Source organism: Streptomyces sp. NPDC050534 (assembly GCF_044457745.1).
GTDB lineage: Bacteria > Actinomycetota > Actinomycetes > Streptomycetales > Streptomycetaceae > Streptomyces.
Window position 1 is genome coordinate 1 of record NZ_JBITHF010000027.1, and the last position, 16,761, is coordinate 16,761.

The window sequence follows — 16,761 nt, forward strand, 5'->3', positions numbered from 1 at the left end:
CCGCCGCGGTCCTGCCCGCCCGCCCCCCGGGCGCCGCGACCGCGGCCGCCGCCCCCCCCGGGGGGGGGGGGGCCCGGGGCCCCCGCGGGGCGGGGGGGGGGGGGGGGGGGGGCCGGGCCGGCCCCCCCCACCGCGGGTGTCAACTCTGGTGCGCGCGCAGTGCGGCGAGCGCACGGTCCGCGTGCGTGTTCATGCGCAGTTCGCTGTGGACCGCCTCGAGGACGGTGCGGTCCTGGGCGATGACGAACGTGACCCGCTTGGTGGGCGCGAGGCTGAACCCCCGCTTGACGCCGAACCGTTCGCGGATCGCGCCGTCGGTGTCGGACAGCAGCGGCATGCCGAGGTCGTGGCGGCCGGTGAACTCCTGCTGCTTCTCGACGGTGTCGCCGCTGATGCCCACGGGCCGGGCGCCGACGGCGGCGAACTCGGCGGCCAGGTCACGGAAGTGGCAGGCCTCCGCGGTGCAGCCGGGGGTCATGGCGGCCGGGTAGAAGAAGAGCACGACCGGACCGTCGGCCAGCAGCTCGGAGAGCTTGCGGGCGGTGCCGGTCTCGTCCGGCAGCTCGAAGTCGTCGATGGTGTCGCCGACGTTCACGCGCTGGCTCATACCCGGCCCTCCCCGTTCTTCGCGACGCTGCGGGCCCACAGGACGAGGGGCAGCTGGATCGGCAGTCGGCCGATGGCGGCGGCCTTCTTGGGCGCGGGCTGGTCGCGCCAGTCGTAGGCCATCTTCACGTTGGCCGGGAACACGCCGACGAAGAAGGCGGCGGTGGCGAGGGCGGCGGCCTTGCGGGTGCGCGGCAGGGCCACTCCGGCGGCGAGGGCGAGTTCGACAGCGCCGCTCGCGTACGTCCATGTCCTGGGGTTGCCGGGCAGCGCTCGCGGGACGATCTCGTCGTAGGGGCGTGGTTGGGCGAAGTGGGTGACGCCCGCGGCGGCCAACAGGCCGGCGAGCAGCAAGGGCGAGCGTTCGGACCGTGACACGGTTCCTCCTCTGATGACCTGCACCCGGATGTTACCCGAGGGTAGAACCATTGGTTCCGGTGGCGGGCGCAGGTCCGAAGGCAGGCCCTAGGTGCGGCGGTTGTGAGTTCCCGGCGTGTAGCCGAACGAGCGGCGGAAGACGTCGACGAAGGCGCTGGCGGAGGACCAGCCGCAGTGGTGCGCGACGGTCGTGACAGGTGTGCCGTCGGCCAGCATGCGCAGGGCGTGGAACAGGCGGGACTGGGTGCGCCACTGCGGGAAGGTCATCCCGAACTCGCTGCGGAAGAGGCGGCTGAGGGTGCGCTCGCCGGTCCCGGTCGCGGCGCCGAGGGCGGCGAGGGTGCGTTGTTCGGCCGGGTTCGCGTGGACGGTCTCGCAGACGGCGGCCAGCCGGGGGTCGCCGGCGGTGGGCAGGCGCATCGGCTGCTGCGGCGAGGCGCGCAACTGGTCGCGCAGAACGGCGAGCAGGCGGTGGCGCTCCGGACTCACGTCGTCGGGGTCGCGCGTGTAGGCGAGGATCAGTTCACGCATCAGGGGGCTGACCGCGAGCACGGTCGGGGTCTCTAGGGCGAGCGGGTTGTCACGGGCAGGCAGGCCCACGAGGTGCAGGTCGAGGTGCCCGTACGCGCGGTGGGCGTGGACGGTGCCCGCGGGCACCCAGATGGCGCGGGTGCCCGGGGCGAACCAGGTGCCCGCGTCGGTGGTCACGGCCAGCACACCGGAGCCGGCGTAGACGATCTGGTGCTCGTCGTGCCGGTGCGCGTCGATGCTCTCACCGCCGGCCAGGCTCCGGGCTTGGGTGGGCGCTTGTGGCGTGTGGCGGATATTCGACACAACCAGGCAGTTTACCGGAAGCAGACCAGCCGTCTTGCCGACGACGATCGCAGGGTGTCCAGATTCCGCACCCGCTCCATCGCGCTGCTCTCGCTGGGGCACGTCTGTGTCGACGTGTACCAGGGGGCGGTGGCCGCGCTCGTGCCGTTCTTCGTCTCGGAGCGCGCCTACAGCTACGCCGCCGCTTCGGGCATCGTCCTGGCCGCGTCCTTGCTGTCGTCGGTGGTGCAGCCGCTCTTCGGGGTGCTCACCGACCGCCGGCCGATGCCATGGCTGCTGCCGCTCGGCGCGTTGACCGGAGGTGCCGGCGTGGCCCTGAGCGGGGTCGGCGGCTCCTACCCGCTCACACTCGCGGCGGTCGCGGTGTCCGGCATCGGCGTCGCCGCCTACCACCCCGAGGCCGCCCGCGCCGCACGCGCCGCCGCCGGCGGCAGCAACACGGCCATGGGCTGGTTCTCCCTCGGCGGCAACGTCGGCTTCGCACTCGCACCACCGCTCGTGGCGGCCGTCGTCGCCACCGGCGGCCTCAGCGCGTCTCCCCTGCTGGTGGTCCCGGCCGTGGCGGGGGCGGCGCTGTGTGCGGCCGCGGTCCGCTCGCCGGGCAGCCGGGCCGCGACCGGCCACACCGCCGCGGCCACCGGCGTCGACGACTGGCCGTCGTTCGTGCGCCTGTCCGGCGCGATCGTCTGCCGATCGGTCGTCTTCATCGGCCTCGGCGCGTTCATCTCGGTCTACGTCCGGCAGCGGACGGGCGGCGGTGAAGCGGCCGGCACGGCAGCGCTGTTCGTGCTGTACGCGGGCGGTGCGCTCGGCACGCTGGCGGGAGGCCGGCTCGCCGACCGTTTCGGGCGCCTCACGGTGGTGCGCCGTTCGTACGCCTTGACCGTGCTCGCCGTCGCGGGCGTGCTCCTCGTCCCCGGTCCGGCGGTCTACCTGTTCGTCGCCCTCACCTCTGCGGGCCTGTACGTCCCCTTCGCCCTGCACATCACGCTCGGCCAGGACTTCCTCCCGCGGCGGCCCGGCACGGCGAGCGGGGTCACGCTGGGTCTGGCGGTGAGCGCGGGCGGACTCGCCGCCCCGGCCCTCGGAGCGCTGGCCGATGGCACGTCCCTGCGGATCGCTCTGGTCCCGCTGATCGCGCTGCCCGCCCTGGGCCGGCTCCTGCTCGCGGGAATGCGGGAGCCCACTTCGGCGGTGGAGCAGCCGCCTGGACACCGGCCGCGGCCGCGCCGGCGGCGCCGCACGGCATCGGCATGACGCCGTCGGAGGGTCAGGCGGTGCCCGTACGGATGGAGCGGTGCCGCATCAGGCGCTGCCCGTCCGCGCGACCGTCGGCTCCTCCGCGTCCTCGTCGATGTCGACGGAGTGGGAGAGGAAGTCGTCGACCATACGGTGGAAGAGGGTGGCCAGCTGCCGCAGTTCCTCCGGCTTCCAGGCGGACAACGCGTGCTGCATGCCGCGGACTCCGGCGGCCCGGACGCGGTCGATGGCCTGCTGTCCGGCTTCGGTGAGCTGGATGCGCTGGGCCCGGCGGTCGTCGGGGTCGGGGACGCGGGTGACGTAGCCGGACTTCTGCAGCTGCTGCACGGTGCGGGTGACGTGGGACGCCTCCACTCCCAGCCGGTTGGCGAGCTCCCCCGGACGCAGCGGATCCGAATCCGCGACCTGCCGCAGCAACGCCACCGCCGCCCGGTCCAGCGGCACGCCGGCCAGGGCCATCAGCCGGTCGTGCTGCCGTGCGCGCGTGCTCAGGTACGTGATGCGGGTGAGCGCCCGCTCGATCTCGATCACCTCGTCGGACGCGGGGCTTTCGGGGAGTTCGGGGAGCGGCGGTGTGGGCATGTGCCCACGTTACCATATCGTTGCGTAACTCAAGTAAATCACCTCGACCGCACGACGGGACGCATCAGTTCGCAGGTGTCACCCGTGACGCCCAGGTGTGACCGGGGCCAGCCACAGCCCGACGATCGCGTCCGCCAGGCCGGTGGCGGCGTCGTCCCAGTGGGAGCGCGCCGTGGCTCTGTTCTCGGCGACCGCCCGTTCCCGTTCGGCGGGCATGTGCACGATCAGGTGGCGTGCCATCTCGCCGCGCTCGGCGCGGACCTCCGCGGGAAGGTCGGGCAGGCACCGGTTCAGCCCGTCGACGCACTGCTGCAGGGACGGGAAGGCGAAGGACTCCTCCAGCATGATCTGGTGGAGCGCCGGATCGGTCATCGCCTGCGCGCAGAACCGGGCGAACCAGGTGGGGCCGCCCAGGTTCCCGAGATGCTCGGGCAGCGGGCGCACCAGGCAGTCCACCCAGTCCCGTACGTCGGTGGAGTCGCCGATCTCGGCCAGCAGCCGGCGGCGGATCTCCTCGGTGTGCCCCGCGTGCTTGCGGACGATCGCCCGGACCAGGTCGGCCTTGGTGCCGAAGTGGTAGCCGACGGCGGTGTTGTTGCCCTGTCCCGCCGCCTCGCCGACCTGGCGGTTGGACACCGCGTTCACCCCGCGCTCGGCGAAGAGCCGCTCGGCCGCCGTCAGGATCAGCTCGCGGGTCGCGTCGGCCCGTTCCGCGCGTACCGTCCTGCCGGCCATGCTCACCACCGCATCGGGACTTCGCTCACCCCCGCGACGGCCAGTCCCTCGAACCGTCGCGAGCCCGTCGGCAGCGCGGCGGGTTCCAGCTTCGAAAGCCTACGCAACCGCACGTCGGGAGCGCTGTGCGGCTCGGTGCGGTCCGGCGCGCGCGGATGTCCCGCCCAGGGCGGGGGCAACGGCCGGACGAGCCCCCTCCCGTTCGCGCCGGGAGGCGGGCACTCACCCGCAAGGCCCCGCGCCGCCGAGGCCGCGGCCGAGCGGGTCGAACGGCCGTCCGCCCGCGTCTGACCTCGTACCTTCCCCCGCGAGGGGGATCGCCGCCGCCGAGCAGGGACGTCTCCCGCCCGACGCTCCCCCCGGTCATCGCCCACCATGGCTTCCAGGACGGGAATCCTGAGACGACAGGAACGGACACCATGACCATCCGCGTGCTGCTCGCCGACGACCAGGCCCTCCTGCGCGCCGCCTTACGGATTCTGCTGGACTCGTGCGACGACATGGAGCTGGTCGCCGAGGCCACCTGTGGCGGCGAAGCCGTCGCCCTCGCGCGCGTGCACCGCCCCGACGTCGTCCTGATGGACATCCGCGTGCCCGGCACGGACAGCCTGGCCGCTACGTCCGCGATCTGCGCCGACCCGGGCCTGCCGGAGACCCGCGTACTGATCCTCACCACACATGAGATCGACGCCCACGTCGCCGAGGCGCTGCGGGCCGGCGCGAGCGGCTTCCTCGGCAAGGACGTGACCGCCGACGCACTGCTCGACGGCATCCGGACCGTGGCCGGGGGCGACGCGCTGCTCTCGCCGCTCGCCACGCGCGCGCTGATCACACGTTTCCTCGGCACTCCCGCCGCGGCGGCACCGCCGGGCGCGGCCGAGCGCCTCTCCGCACTCGCAGACCGCGACCGCGACGTGATGACCTGGGTCGCGGAGGGCCGCTCCAACGCGGAGATCGCCATGATTCTCGACGTCAGCCCGCTCACCGTCCGTACCCTTGTCCGCCGCGTCATGGCCGGGCTGGGCGTCCGCGACCGCGCCCAACTCGTCGTCATGGCTCACCAGTCGGGCATGTTCCTGGCACAGCCGTCCATGGAGCGCTGAGGGCTCAGCCCGCGGAGAGTTTGTCCAGCCACTGCTCCAGCAGGGCCGACTCCGCCGGCGTGAACCGCGGGGACTGTTCGGCGCGCAGCCGGGCCGCGAGCGTCGCTGCCGCGACCGGGACGGCACTCTCGTCCTCGCGCGACCCGCCGGCCTCGGCCGGGCGGGTCAGCGAGGCCAGCACGGCGTCGCGCAGCCGCTCGGAGAACTGCGGGTCCGCGTACTGCTCCGGTCTGGTCAGCATCGACAGGGCCGCTCCGACATTGGCGGACATGATCATCTGGGTGGCGAGGGCGGGCGGGACGGTGAGCCTGCCCGCAGCGGCGCAGCGTTCGAGGATGCCGTGCAGCAGTGTGTGCGCCTCCTGGGCCGCCGCGGGCGGGACCGTCAGCTCGGGCGAGTACATCAGCCGGTAGTGGTTGGGGTGCTCCAGCGCAAAGCGCATGTGGTTGTCCCAGCCGCTTCTGAGGTCGGCGACGGGGTCGTCGCTGGGCCGGGCTGCCCGCTTGGAGGCGAGGTACTCCTCGAAGCCACGGTCGACGACGGCGGCCAGCAGCCCGGCCTTGTCACCGAAGAGCCGGTACAGCATCGGTGCCCCCACCCCGGCCGCGTCGCACACTGCACGCGTCGAGACATCGGCGGCCGGCGCCTTGGCCAGCAGGTTCGTGGCCGCTTCCAGGATTTTTTCCCTCGCATCCATGGGTCCACGGTACGCCATCCGTAGCGGCGATACGAAGAGGAGGTACCAACGCTACGGGCTTGTGTTATCGTCGATACGAGAAGGACGTAGCAACGCTAACAAGCCTCAGAGCGAAGGATGCAGCCATGACCCCTCAGCCCCACACGGACCAGCGGGCCGCGATCGTGACGGGCGGATCGCGAGGCATCGGACGGCAGGTGGCCCAGCGGCTCGCCGCCGATGGATTCGCCGTCGCCGTCGGGTACGCGGGCAACAAGGACGCAGCCGAGGACGTCGTCCGCACCATCGAGGCGGCGGGCGGCACCGCGTTCGCCGCCCGCGCCGACGTCGGCGACGAGACCGAGGTCGCCGCCCTGTTCGAGCAGACCGAGGCCGCGTACGGCGGCGTGGACACGGTGGTGCACGCGGCCGGACGGATGCCCCTGTCCCCCGTCGCCGAGCTCGACCTCGATGAGCTCGACTCCCTGTACCGCACCAACATCCGCGGCACGTTCGTCGTCGACCAGCAGGCCGCTCGCCGGCTGCGCCCGGGAGGAGCACTCGTCAACTTCTCCTCCTCGGTGGTCGGTCTCGCCTTCCCCGGCTACGGCGCCTACGCCGCGAGCAAAGGGGCGGTCGAGGCGCTGACCCTGATACTCGCCCGCGAGCTGCGCGGCCGTGACGTGACGGTGAACGCCGTGGCGCCCGGCCCCACCGCCACCGACCTCTTCCTCGACGGCAAGGACGAGGAGACCGTCGCCCGCCTTGCCACACAGCCGCCGCTGGAGCGCCTCGGCACGCCGGAGGACATCGCCAACGTCGTGTCCTTCCTCGCCGGTCCCGAGGGCCACTGGGTCAACGGCCAGGTCCTGCGGACCAACGGCGGCATCATCTGACGGCGCGCGCCGTCCTCCGAAAGGAACAGCCATGAGCGACAGCAAGGTCATTCTCGTCACCGGCGCCTCCAGTGGTTTCGGCGCCCTCACCGTCCGCGCACTCGCCGAACGCGGACACACCGTCTACGCCGGCATGCGGGCCCTCGGCACGCGCAACGCCCGCGCCGCCGCCGATCTGGCCACCCACGCCGCCGGGCACGGGGTCGACCTGCGGGCGGTGGAGCTGGACGTGACCCGGCAGGACAGCGCGGACGCAGCCGTCGCCCGCGTCGTCGACGAGCAGGGGCACCTCGACGTCCTGATCCACAACGCCGGGCACATGGTGCTGGGCCCCGCCGAGGCCTTCACGCCCGAACAGCTGGCGGACGTCTACGACACCAACGTGCTCGGCACCCAGCGCGTCAACCGGGCGGCCCTGCCCCAGCTGCGCGGCCAGGGGCAGGGGCACGTCGTGTGGATCGGCTCCTCCAGCACACGCGGCGGCACCCCGCCCTTCCTCGCGCCGTACTTCGCGGCGAAGGCCGCCATGGACGCGCTCGCGGTGAGTTACGCCGCCGAGCTCATACGGTTCGGGATCGACACCTCGATCGTCGTGCCGGGTGCTTTCACCTCGGGCACCAACCACTTCGCCCACGCCGGAGCGCCGTCCGACACCGGGCGTGCCGCCGTCTACGACGCGCAGTACAAGGCGCTGATGGCCGACGTGAACGAGCGGCTGGCGCGGCTGATGCCGCCGGACGCCGACGTCTCGGACGTGGCGGAGGCCGTCGTGCGCACGGTCGAACTGCCGCCCGGTGAGCGGCCGTTCCGGGTTCATGTGGACCCGAGCCGGGACGGCAGCGAGGTCGTCTCCGCCGTGGCCGACCGGATACGAGTGGAGTTCTTCCGCCGGGTCGGGCTCGATGACCTGCTGACCCCGGCGAGCAGCCTGTAGGCAGCGCCGTTCAGGGGAAACCGGCGGGCGGGGCGAATGGCGGCGGGCCGCGGCGTCGACACCTCACCCCGTGACGCTTCCCCTGATTCCGCCCATGCTCGCCACACCCGGCACCCTGCCGCCGCCCGCGCAGGACGCCCGCTGGGCCTACGAGACCAAACAGGACGGCCAGCGCGTGGTGGCCTACCTCTCCGGGGACGGCGGGCTCCGGCTGCGGGCGCGGTCCGGGGAGGACATCACCGACGCGTACCCCGAGCTGCGGCCGCTGGGCACGGCACTCGGCGCGACGCCGGCCGTGCTGGACGGTGAGGTGCTCGCGCTGGACGAACAGGGCCGCGCCGACTTCCAGTTGCTCCAGTCCCGGATGGGCCTCGCCCACTCCCCCGCCAAGGCCGCGCGTCAGGCGGCGAAGGTGCCCGTGCACCTCGTGCTGTTCGACGTGATGCACCTGGAGGGTGAAAGGCTCACCGGCCATCCCTACCTCCGGCGGCGCCGGCGGCTGGAGGAGCTGGGCCTCCAGGGGCCGTACTGGTCCACCCCCTCCGCAGTGGTCGGACACGGGGAGGAGGCCCTGCGGGCCACGCTCGAACACGGGCTGGAGGGAGTCGTCTGCAAGCGGCTGGACTCGGTGTACGAGCCGGGAGTGCGTTCCCGCTCCTGGATCAAGATCCGGAACATGCGGAGCGAGGATGTGATCGTGGGTGGCTGGCTGCCCGGCAAGGGGCGGCTGTCAGGACTGCCGGGCGCCGTCCTGGTCGGGCAGCGGGCGGCCGGACGGCTCCGGTACGTCGGCGGGGTCGGCACCGGCTGGAGCGAGGCCGAGCGGACCCGTCTTGCCGAGCTGCTGCGGGCGGCGGAGACGGCCGAGTGCCCCTTCGACCCCGTCCCGGCGGTCGCGGGCGCGCGCTGGGTGCTGCCCCGGCTGGTCGGCGAGGTCCGCTACAGCACCCGCACCCGGGCCGGAATGCTGCGCCAGCCGTCCTGGCTGCGGCTGCGGTCCGACCTCGCGCCGGAGGACTCCGCCGCGGATCTGCCCGACGAACTCGACTGACGCTTCGTCATGGCCCAAGTATTGGGCCGCCCTTCACCACTGGTACGCCTGTCACCTCTTGGCTCGGAAGGGGAAACTCGGGATGCTGAACTCCCTTGCCCCCCACAGTCGTTCGGCTGCGCCCGGACGAAGAGGAGGACGCCGTGGCGTCACCGAAGTTCAAGGCGAACCGCAGAAGACTCCTGACCGGCCTGGCCGGTGCGGCCGCGCTCGTCCTGGCGGTCCCCACCGCGGCTTTCGCCGCGCAGCCCCAGGCGCTGCCCGCCAATGCGGAGGCCGCCGAGCTCACGTATCAGCCGGCGTTCGACTACGACACGGACGGCTGCTACTCCACGCCCGCGATCGGCCCCGACGGCACCATCAACGGCGGTCTCAAGCCGACCGGCGCACTCAACGGCGAGTGCCACGACGCCTCCGACCTCGACAACACCAACAGCTACTCGCGCTACAAGTGCAACAACGGCTGGTGCGCGTACATGTACGGCCTGTACTTCGAGAAGGACCAGGCCGTCGCCGGCAGCAGCATCGGCGGGCACCGCAACGACTGGGAGCACGTGGTGATCTGGGTGCAGGACAACCAGGTCAAGTACGTGTCGACGTCGAACCACGGTTCATTCACCGTGCACGCCACGTCCGAGGTCCGCTTCGAGGGCAGCCACGCCAAGATCGTGTATCACAAGGACGGCATCCGCACCCACTGCTTCCGGCTGGCGAACTCCAACGACGAGCCGCCGGAGAACGACAAGCACACCTGGCAGTACCCGCCGCTGGTCGGCTGGAACGGCTATCCCGCCGGGCTGCGCGACAAGCTGAGCGCGTACGACTTCGGCAGCGCCAACTTCGGCCTCAAGGACGGCAACTTCGCCTCGCACCTGTCGTCGGCGAAGCCGTCCGGGATCACGTTCGACCCGAACGCCTGACGACGCGACTGCGCACCGGTCCGCTCGTTCCACAGCTCCCGGGGTCATGCTGGCTCCGGAAGCTGTGGAAGGGCGGACCATGCCAGTGGGGAGAAGCACGAGTCGTGTGCGGCCGTCGCGGCGGGGCCTTCTGGCCGCGGCAGGTCTCCTCGGCCTGGCGGGTGCGGGAGCCCCGGTCCGGGGGAACGGCTACACCGTGCCCGCCCTCACCTTCGCCGACCTGGCCACCCAGCGCCGCCTCGGCACCCTCTACGCGACCGCGGCAACGGCCCTGGCCGACACCCACACCACCCATGCCGACCCGGCGGTCTACGACAAGGCGGGCCTGCTGGCGTATCCGCCGGGCACCGTCGTACGGGCCGGCGGCGGATACCCCGCGCCGCAGCGGTGGACGCGGGACGCGGCCGTCAACGCGTGGAGTGCGGCAAGCCTGCTGGCGCCCGCCGTCGGCCGCAACACTCTCTGGTCGGTCGTCGACCGCACCGCGCACGGGCCCGTCGTTCAGCAGGACGACCAGTGGTGGGACCAGGTCGTCTGGATCCTCGCCGCCCGGCACCACTTCCGGATCACGGGCGACCGCGGCTTCCTCGCCGAGGCCGCACGCACCGCGGCCGGCACCCTCGCCGCTCGCCGGGCCGGCGACTTCGACACCGAGCGCGGCCTGTTCCGGGGACCGTCCTTCATGAACGACGGCATCTCCGGCTACCCGAGCCCGCCCGCCTCACCGGACGTACGCTCCTCCTTCGTGCTCGACCACCCCGGCACCGAACGGCTGATGTGCCTGTCGACCAACTGCCTCTACTACGGGGCGTATTCGGCGCTGGCAGAGATGGCGGACAGCTGCGGCCGGCCGGAGTGGGCGCAGGCCCTGCGGGCGGACGCGGCGCGCCTGCGGCAGGCGGTGCACCGTTGGCTGTGGCGCGAGGAGGCGGGCACGTACGCCTATCTCCTCCATGACGACGGCACCGTCGACACCTCCCAGGAGGGCGCCGGTCTCGCCTTCGCCCTGCTGTGCGGCGTGGCCGACCGCAGGCGGGCGCGCCTGCTCCTCGACGCCACCCACTGGCAGCCGCACGGCATCGTCAACGTCTGGCCGCACTTCCCGCGCTTCGACGACAGCAGACCGGGACGGCACAACGTCATGGTGTGGCCCATGGTCCACGGCCTCTACGGCAACGCCGCCGCCCTGGCGGGCCGCACCGATCTGTTCGCGCGCTCGGTCGAGCAGCTCGCAGGTCTGGTCGCGGGCAGCGGCGACGGCTTCTACGAGCTGTACGACTCCAACAGCGGTGCTGTCGACGGGGGTTGGCAGGAAGGCGGCAGCGGAAGGGCCGAGCACTTCGACTCGGAGCCCGACCAGACCTGGTCGGTCACCGCGTACCTGCGGCTGATGCACGACGGGCTGTTCGGGCTGGCCTTCACCGAGGACGCCGTACGGCTGCGGCCGTGTCTGCCACCGCACTGGGGGCCGGTGAGCCTGCGCGGTCTGCGCTACCGGGACATGACCCTCGACATCTCCCTCAGCGGCGGCGGGACGCGGGTGCGGGCGTGCGCGATCGACGGACGTCCGGCCGAACCCGTCGTCCGTGCCGACGGGGGCGGACATCACACGGTGGACCTGGTCCTCGGGGTCTAGGCCCCGAGGCGTGCCCGGCCTGGTCCCCGCGCCCGATCCGCCGCCGCGATGCGCTGCCTAGCGTCGACCTCATGGAGACGAGCGACACGAGCGGACAGCTCGAAGAAGCCCTGGAACGGGTCCATGCGACGGGACCGGAGCGCCTCGGCCGGCTCTCCAACCACGCCCCGATGGTCGTCGAGGCCCTCGCCGCCCGCGGGCAGGCGGGCTCCGTGCACCGCTGGCTGGACCTGTACCGCGACAAGCTGGAGGACTTCCCGGACCGGGTGGCACCCGTCACGGACGACAACTGGCCCTCGGCGCTGGGCGATGTGCGCCGGGCCGCCGACTGGATCGACCATTTCTCGCGCGCCCTCGAAGAGCGGCCCTGGAAGAGCGTCCTCGCCGAGTGGTGGCCGCGCCTGCTGCCCGGTATGTACGGCGGGGCAACGCATCCCGTCATCCGGGTCGGCCACGCCGTACGCACCCTGGAGACCGGCGAGAACGCACCCCGCCGCGCCGAACTCGCCCACGCCCTGGGCTACTGGGCCGCCCGCCACCACACCGTCACCGGCGTCACCGCCCTGCCCGCGGCTGCGACGGCCGCGGCATCCCTGGACGCCGTCCCCGCGATCCCCGAGGGGTATCAAGGGTTCCCGGCGCGGCTCGCCGCCGTACGCCAACTCCCCTTGTGGGCAACGGAGGTGACCGGACCCGACGCCGCCCGGGAGCGGCTCACCGAACTGGTCGCGGCCGCGACACACCGGTACGCGACGCACGGGCACGGCGAGGAGACCATGCTCGTCCACGCGGCGACCGCCCCCAACGCCGTACTGCGTACGTTGGATTCGCTGCCGCGTGAGCTGTGGGCGCCGAGCCTGCACGCGGCGTGGACGGCGTCCGCGGCGGTCACCGCGATGTACGCGCCGGCCGAACCGGTCGACTACCGGCCCCCGGCGCGGCTGAGCCCGGAGGAGGTCGTGGAGCGGGCACTCGCGCACGGCGACGAGCACGTCATCAAGTTCACGGACACGGCCCTGGACGTCGGCGACGAGCGGGCACTCGCGGCGGCCCAGCGGGCGATCGAGCTCAGCGTTCCGCTGGTCTGACCTTCACACACAGACAGGTCTGCCGGGCCGTGTGGACCGGCAGACCTGTTCCGTCGTGCTGCGGCTAGCGGCGGCGCGCCGCGGGGTCCTTGTCGAAGGACTGCGCGCCTTCACCTCCGGAGACCGGACCGGAACCGCCCGGCACGGCACCCGCACCGGCCGGAGCCTCCGCCCGGTCGGCGTGCCCCGGCCACCAGGCCGCGTGGCCGATGAGCGCGGTGAGGCTGGGCGTGAAGAACATCGCCATCACGAAGGCGGCGACCGCGATGCCGAAGGAGACGGCGAAGCCCATCTCCGTGAGCAGCGCGTTGCCGGCCAGCATCATCGTGGCGAAGGTCGCCGCCAGGATGAAGCCCGCCGCGGCCACGGTGGGACCCGCGTGCCGCAGTGCCATGCCGGCCGCCTCCCGCGGTTCGCGGCCCTCGCGGGCCTCCTCGCGCAATCGGGCGATCATGAGGATGTTGTAGTCGGTGCCGATGGCGACCACGAACAGATACATGATCACCGGGAGCATGAACATCAGGCCCGAGTGCCCCTGCGCCTCCTGGAAGATCCACACGGTGGCGCCGAGGGTGGCGCCGAAGCCGAGCCCCACCGAGGCCATCAGGTACCAGGGGGCGACGACGCTGCGCAGCAGCAGACCCAGGATCACCATGATCAGCACGGCGGCGACGGGGAAGACGGTGCGGTAGTCGTGGTTGACCGCGCTGTCGATGTCCTTGTAGATCGAGGACATGCCCCCGACGAGGGCCTCCGTGCCGTCCGGGGCGTTGGTGTGCGCGACGTCGCGCACCCGGCCCACGGCCTCGATCGCCTTGTCCGTGGACGCCTCGTACTTGAGCGTGACGGTGAAGTCCGCGGTGGATCCCGCCTTGTTGACCTGCGTCATACGGGCGTTCGCGACGCCGTCCACCGCTCCGAGCTTCTGCGCGTACGCGCCGAAGGCGGTCTTGTCGAGCGGCTTGCCGTCGCTGCTGGAGAGGTAGACGTCGGTGGGCGCGGCCGCACCCGCCGAGTACGCCTTCTGCATCTCGTCCTGGACGACCATCGACTCCTTGGTCTTGGGCATGGAGCCGGACGCCAGGTCGAAGGTGGCGTTGTAGCCGAAGATGCCCAGCGAGAGCGCCACCAGGACCAGACCGGACAGTCCCGCGGTCAGGGCGGGGCGTCGCTGCACCCCGCGGCCGAGGGCGGCGAAACGGGCGTTCTCCGGCTCCCGCTGCCAGCTCTTGGACGGCCAGAACACCTTCGGTCCGATCAGCGAGACCACGGCCGGGATGAGGGTCAGACCCGCGATCAGGGTGACCGAGACCGCGATGGCCAGCGCCGGACCCATCTGCTTCAAGAAGCCCAGCGTGGACAGCACCAGGGCGAGGAAAGCGATGATGACCGCGCCGGCTGCCGAGGCGATGGCCTCCCCGACCCTCCCGACGGCGTTGATCATGGCCAGCTTGGGTTCGTCGCCGGCGCGCAGGCGTTCTCGATATCGGAAGATCAGGAACAGGAAGTAGTCCGTGCCCACGCCGAACAGCACGACGATCAGGATCGACGAGATCGAGCTGTTGGCCTGGAGGTCGAACAGTTTGGTGGCGTACGCGATCAGCCCGTTGGCGATCGCCGAGACCACGCCGATCAGGATCAGCGGGAGGATGGCCAGGATCGGCGCGCGGAAGATGATCAGCAGCGTGATCAGGATGATCGCGAAGGTGCCGATACCGATCAGCGCCTGACCGCGCTTGGACGAATCCTGCTGGTCCAGGGCCTGGGCGGCCGATCCGCCGAGCTTGGCGTCCAGATCGGTGCCTTTGGTCAGCTGCTTGAGGTCGTCGCGCAACACCTTGGCCGCGTCGGCCTGTTTGGGCTGGCCGGCGTTCTTGCTGTCCATCTGGACCAGGGTCATGGAGTACCTGCCGTCCTTGGACGGCCGGCCGGGGACGACCTTCTGCACCTGGTCGATGTGCTTGTCGCCCAGTTCGGTGGTGATCCGGGCGACGTCCTTCTTGTCGGCGGCGGTCAGCTTCCCGCCGTCGGTGCGCTGGTACAGCGCGATCGCGGACGGGGTGAAGGCGCTGGGGAACGCCTTCGCCTGGAGGTCGGCCGCTTTGATGGACTCGTAACTCTTGGGAAGGAAACTGCTCTCGTCACTGTTCGAGGGCAGGCTCGGGGCGGTGGCGACGATCGCCACCGCGGCGATCAGCCATGCCACGATCGTCCAGACGGGATGTCGGACGACCGTGCTGCCAATACGTCGGAACATGCGGAAGGTCCTCCTGGGCAGGAAGATCACCGCAGCCCGGGGAGCGGACCCTGGCATCGGCGACCCCGACCGGCACGCACCGCACGTGCCGGTCGAACGGTTGTCTTGGCTCAGATGGTAGTGACCTTGAAATAGATCGCTCGGGGAGGTCCGGAAAATGGCGTGGCGCGCCGGTGTCCGCGGGCCGCCGGGTGCACGGCAGCCGCGGACAGCACGTCATGCCGGGTGGCCGGGCGTGATGTCCGTGGCGTCGTCGAGCCGCAGCAGAGGACCATCCTTGCGATCGCGCCATTCGACGGGTCTGAGGATGAAGCCGACGTGGTCACCACCGTCGACGCGGTCTTCGACGGTGCCCACGAACCAGGCGGCCGCCTCCTCCAGGACGACCGAGCCGCCGTAAGCCTGTTTCCACGGCACCTGCGCGAACTTGTCGGTCCGGTCGCCCGTCTCACCACCGAAAAGCACCGCCGTCCCGTGCTGTTCACGGGTCAGCAGATGGACGGCCAGGCAGTCGGCGGCGCGGGCGACGCCATACGTGTGGTTGGCCTTGGAGATCCACACCACGTACCGCACGGGGTCGATGGAGCACTGGGAGGAGAAGCCGACCAGACACCCCGACCGCTCCGCGCCCGCCACGGCCGTCACCACACACATGTCGGGGTTCAGCCGGCTCATGAACACGTCGACGTCGTCCGTCATGTCCCCTCACTCCGGGTCTCGCTGCCCTTGCCGTGCACACGAGTCCCCCTTCCGCAGCCACTCATGAGGCCAAGATGCCGCAGTCGGCTCCGGCGTGCCGAGATTTACGGGCCCCGGCCGCCGCACCGGAGGAGACGCGCGAGGGAAGTCACCGCCCGCCGATGGCGTCCAGTTCGGTGAGGACGTCCGAAGGCAGGTCCAGGGCAGCGCCCTTGACGTTCGCGCGCAGGTGGTCCGCCGAGGACGTGCCGGGGATCAGGAGCACGTTGGGTGAACGGTGCAGGAGCCAGGCGAGGGCCACGGACATGGGGGTGGAGTCCAGGCGCGCGGCCACCTTGTGCAGGGTGTCGGACTGGAGCGGGGACATGCCGCCCAGGGGCCAGTACGGCACATAGGCGATGCCCTGGCGTGCGGTGCTGTCGACCAGGTCGTCGTCCTGCCGGTTGGCGATGTTGTAGAAGTTCTGCACGCACACGACCGGTGCGATCGACTGGGCCTCGGCGAGCTGGTCCGCGCTGACCGTGCTGAGTCCGAGATGCCGGATCAGGCCCTGCTCGCGCAGCTCGGCGAGCGCGCCGAACTGTTCGGCGACGGAGCCCGGTTCGGGCGAGTCCAGGCCGCCGACGCGCAGGTTCACCACGTCGAGCGCTTCGAGACCGAGGCGCCGCAGGTTGTCGTGGACCTGTTGCACCAGCTCGGCCGGGGTGCGGGCGTGGGGCCAGCCGCCCTGCTCGTCGCGGCGGGCGCCGACCTTGGTGACGATGTGCAGGCCGTCCGGGTACGGCGCGAGTGCCTCGCGGATGATCTCGTTGGTGACGTGCGGGCCGTAGAAGTCGGCCGTGTCGATGTGCCGGACGCCGAGTTCGACGGCCGTGCGCAGTACGGCGACAGCGGCGGCGCGGTCCTTGGGCGGGCCGAACACGCCCGGCCCCGCCAGCTGCATGGCGCCGTAGCCGAACCGGGTGAGGTTGAGGTCGCCCACGCGGTAGGTGCCGCCGGGCAGCTCGTTGCCTGTCATGTTTCCCTTCCGCTCACCGGCGTCTCCGGGAGCAGATCCGACCGTACGAAGCCGCCGCGGACATAGCCTGTGCCCCGGTCATCCTGGG

Annotated in this window: 17 protein-coding genes; 8 read left to right on the forward strand and 9 right to left on the reverse strand. The window is 71.8% G+C overall.

The window, feature by feature from the left end; all coding sequences use genetic code 11:
• Nucleotides 1-139: 139 nt before the first annotated feature.
• From ACIBN2_RS45610 to ACIBN2_RS45620, 3 genes are all read right to left on the reverse strand, one after another.
• The gene (locus tag ACIBN2_RS45610) at nt 140-607 is read right to left on the reverse strand and encodes a peroxiredoxin (RefSeq protein WP_399143700.1); all 468 of its coding nucleotides are present in this window, start codon (nt 605-607) and stop codon (nt 140-142) included.
• Nucleotides 604-984, reverse strand: a complete 381-nt coding sequence (locus tag ACIBN2_RS45615) for a DoxX family protein (protein WP_399143701.1) — start codon at nt 982-984, stop codon at nt 604-606. The genes ACIBN2_RS45610 and ACIBN2_RS45615 overlap by 4 nt, the downstream gene beginning before the upstream one ends.
• 87 nt (nt 985-1,071) lie before the next feature.
• Entirely contained in the window at nt 1,072-1,818 is a 747-nt protein-coding gene (locus ACIBN2_RS45620; RefSeq protein WP_399143702.1) for an AraC family transcriptional regulator, read from the reverse strand.
• Nucleotides 1,819-1,872: 54 nt separating this feature from the next.
• On the opposite strand from ACIBN2_RS45620, the gene ACIBN2_RS45625 reads away from it, so the two are divergent.
• Nucleotides 1,873-3,075, forward strand: coding sequence for an MFS transporter (locus ACIBN2_RS45625; RefSeq protein WP_399143703.1), 1,203 nt, complete (start codon nt 1,873-1,875; stop codon nt 3,073-3,075).
• 48 nt (nt 3,076-3,123) lie between these two features.
• On the opposite strand, the gene ACIBN2_RS45630 is transcribed toward ACIBN2_RS45625, so the two are convergent.
• Nucleotides 3,124-3,660, reverse strand: coding sequence for a MarR family winged helix-turn-helix transcriptional regulator (locus ACIBN2_RS45630; protein WP_399143704.1), 537 nt, complete (start codon nt 3,658-3,660; stop codon nt 3,124-3,126).
• A 78-nt stretch (nt 3,661-3,738) separates the two neighbouring features.
• Nucleotides 3,739-4,395: a TetR/AcrR family transcriptional regulator gene (locus tag ACIBN2_RS45635; RefSeq protein WP_399143705.1), complete on the reverse strand. Its 657-nt coding sequence runs from the start codon at nt 4,393-4,395 to the stop codon at nt 3,739-3,741.
• 419 nt (nt 4,396-4,814) lie between these two features.
• On the opposite strand from ACIBN2_RS45635, the gene ACIBN2_RS45640 reads away from it, so the two are divergent.
• Complete coding sequence (locus tag ACIBN2_RS45640) at nt 4,815-5,498, forward strand: response regulator (protein ID WP_399143706.1); 684 nt, start codon at nt 4,815-4,817, stop codon at nt 5,496-5,498.
• Nucleotides 5,499-5,502: 4 nt separating this feature from the next.
• Here ACIBN2_RS45640 and ACIBN2_RS45645 read toward each other — a convergent pair whose 3' ends face one another.
• On the reverse strand, nt 5,503-6,195 hold the full coding sequence (locus ACIBN2_RS45645) for a TetR/AcrR family transcriptional regulator (RefSeq protein WP_399143707.1): 693 nt from the start codon (nt 6,193-6,195) through the stop codon (nt 5,503-5,505).
• 125 nt (nt 6,196-6,320) lie between these two features.
• On the opposite strand from ACIBN2_RS45645, the gene ACIBN2_RS45650 reads away from it, so the two are divergent.
• The 6 genes from ACIBN2_RS45650 to ACIBN2_RS45675 all read left to right on the forward strand — a co-directional run bounded on the left by ACIBN2_RS45650 (nt 6,321) and on the right by ACIBN2_RS45675 (nt 12,699).
• A complete protein-coding gene (locus tag ACIBN2_RS45650) occupies nt 6,321-7,070 on the forward strand; it encodes an SDR family oxidoreductase (protein ID WP_399143708.1) in 750 nt (249 codons plus the stop codon).
• A 31-nt stretch (nt 7,071-7,101) separates the two neighbouring features.
• A complete protein-coding gene (locus ACIBN2_RS45655) occupies nt 7,102-8,004 on the forward strand; it encodes an SDR family oxidoreductase (protein WP_399143709.1) in 903 nt (300 codons plus the stop codon).
• Nucleotides 8,005-8,074: 70 nt separating this feature from the next.
• Nucleotides 8,075-9,055, forward strand: a complete 981-nt coding sequence (gene ligD / locus ACIBN2_RS45660) for a non-homologous end-joining DNA ligase (RefSeq protein WP_399143710.1) — start codon at nt 8,075-8,077, stop codon at nt 9,053-9,055.
• Nucleotides 9,056-9,198: 143 nt separating this feature from the next.
• Nucleotides 9,199-9,975 carry an NPP1 family protein gene (locus ACIBN2_RS45665; RefSeq protein WP_399143711.1) on the forward strand — a complete coding sequence of 259 codons (777 nt, stop codon included), beginning with the start codon at nt 9,199-9,201 and terminating at the stop codon, nt 9,973-9,975.
• A gap of 196 nt (nt 9,976-10,171) precedes the next feature.
• Nucleotides 10,172-11,611 carry an MGH1-like glycoside hydrolase domain-containing protein gene (locus tag ACIBN2_RS45670; RefSeq protein ID WP_399143712.1) on the forward strand — a complete coding sequence of 480 codons (1,440 nt, stop codon included), beginning with the start codon at nt 10,172-10,174 and terminating at the stop codon, nt 11,609-11,611.
• 71 nt (nt 11,612-11,682) lie between these two features.
• Entirely contained in the window at nt 11,683-12,699 is a 1,017-nt protein-coding gene (locus ACIBN2_RS45675) for a questin oxidase family protein (protein ID WP_399143713.1), read from the forward strand.
• 64 nt (nt 12,700-12,763) lie between these two features.
• Here the strand turns inward: ACIBN2_RS45675 and ACIBN2_RS45680 are convergent, their stop codons facing one another.
• From ACIBN2_RS45680 to ACIBN2_RS45690, 3 genes are all read right to left on the reverse strand, one after another.
• Entirely contained in the window at nt 12,764-14,956 is a 2,193-nt protein-coding gene (locus ACIBN2_RS45680) for an MMPL family transporter (RefSeq protein WP_399143714.1), read from the reverse strand.
• A gap of 216 nt (nt 14,957-15,172) precedes the next feature.
• Complete coding sequence (locus ACIBN2_RS45685) at nt 15,173-15,655, reverse strand: flavin reductase family protein (RefSeq protein ID WP_399143715.1); 483 nt, start codon at nt 15,653-15,655, stop codon at nt 15,173-15,175.
• 148 nt (nt 15,656-15,803) lie between these two features.
• Nucleotides 15,804-16,673 (reverse strand): oxidoreductase, encoded by an 870-nt coding sequence (locus ACIBN2_RS45690; protein ID WP_399143716.1) that lies wholly within the window; start codon nt 16,671-16,673, stop codon nt 15,804-15,806.
• Nucleotides 16,674-16,761 lie beyond the last annotated feature (88 nt).

What these genes read in the sequence shown, in the direction of transcription:
- ACIBN2_RS45610 (WP_399143700.1), bottom strand. Translation starts at nt 607, where the DNA reads ATGAGCCAGCGCGTGAACGTCGGCGACACCATCGACGACTTCGAGCTG.
- ACIBN2_RS45630 (WP_399143704.1), bottom strand. Translation starts at nt 3,660, where the DNA reads ATGCCCACACCGCCGCTCCCCGAACTCCCCGAAAGCCCCGCGTCCGAC.
- ACIBN2_RS45635 (WP_399143705.1), bottom strand. Translation starts at nt 4,395, where the DNA reads ATGGCCGGCAGGACGGTACGCGCGGAACGGGCCGACGCGACCCGCGAG.
- ACIBN2_RS45640 (WP_399143706.1), top strand. Translation starts at nt 4,815, where the DNA reads ATGACCATCCGCGTGCTGCTCGCCGACGACCAGGCCCTCCTGCGCGCC.
- ACIBN2_RS45645 (WP_399143707.1), bottom strand. Translation starts at nt 6,195, where the DNA reads ATGGATGCGAGGGAAAAAATCCTGGAAGCGGCCACGAACCTGCTGGCC.
- ACIBN2_RS45650 (WP_399143708.1), top strand. Translation starts at nt 6,321, where the DNA reads ATGACCCCTCAGCCCCACACGGACCAGCGGGCCGCGATCGTGACGGGC.
- ACIBN2_RS45655 (WP_399143709.1), top strand. Translation starts at nt 7,102, where the DNA reads ATGAGCGACAGCAAGGTCATTCTCGTCACCGGCGCCTCCAGTGGTTTC.
- ACIBN2_RS45675 (WP_399143713.1), top strand. Translation starts at nt 11,683, where the DNA reads ATGGAGACGAGCGACACGAGCGGACAGCTCGAAGAAGCCCTGGAACGG.
- ACIBN2_RS45680 (WP_399143714.1), bottom strand. Translation starts at nt 14,956, where the DNA reads ATGTTCCGACGTATTGGCAGCACGGTCGTCCGACATCCCGTCTGGACG.
- ACIBN2_RS45685 (WP_399143715.1), bottom strand. Translation starts at nt 15,655, where the DNA reads ATGACGGACGACGTCGACGTGTTCATGAGCCGGCTGAACCCCGACATG.
- ACIBN2_RS45690 (WP_399143716.1), bottom strand. Translation starts at nt 16,673, where the DNA reads ATGACAGGCAACGAGCTGCCCGGCGGCACCTACCGCGTGGGCGACCTC.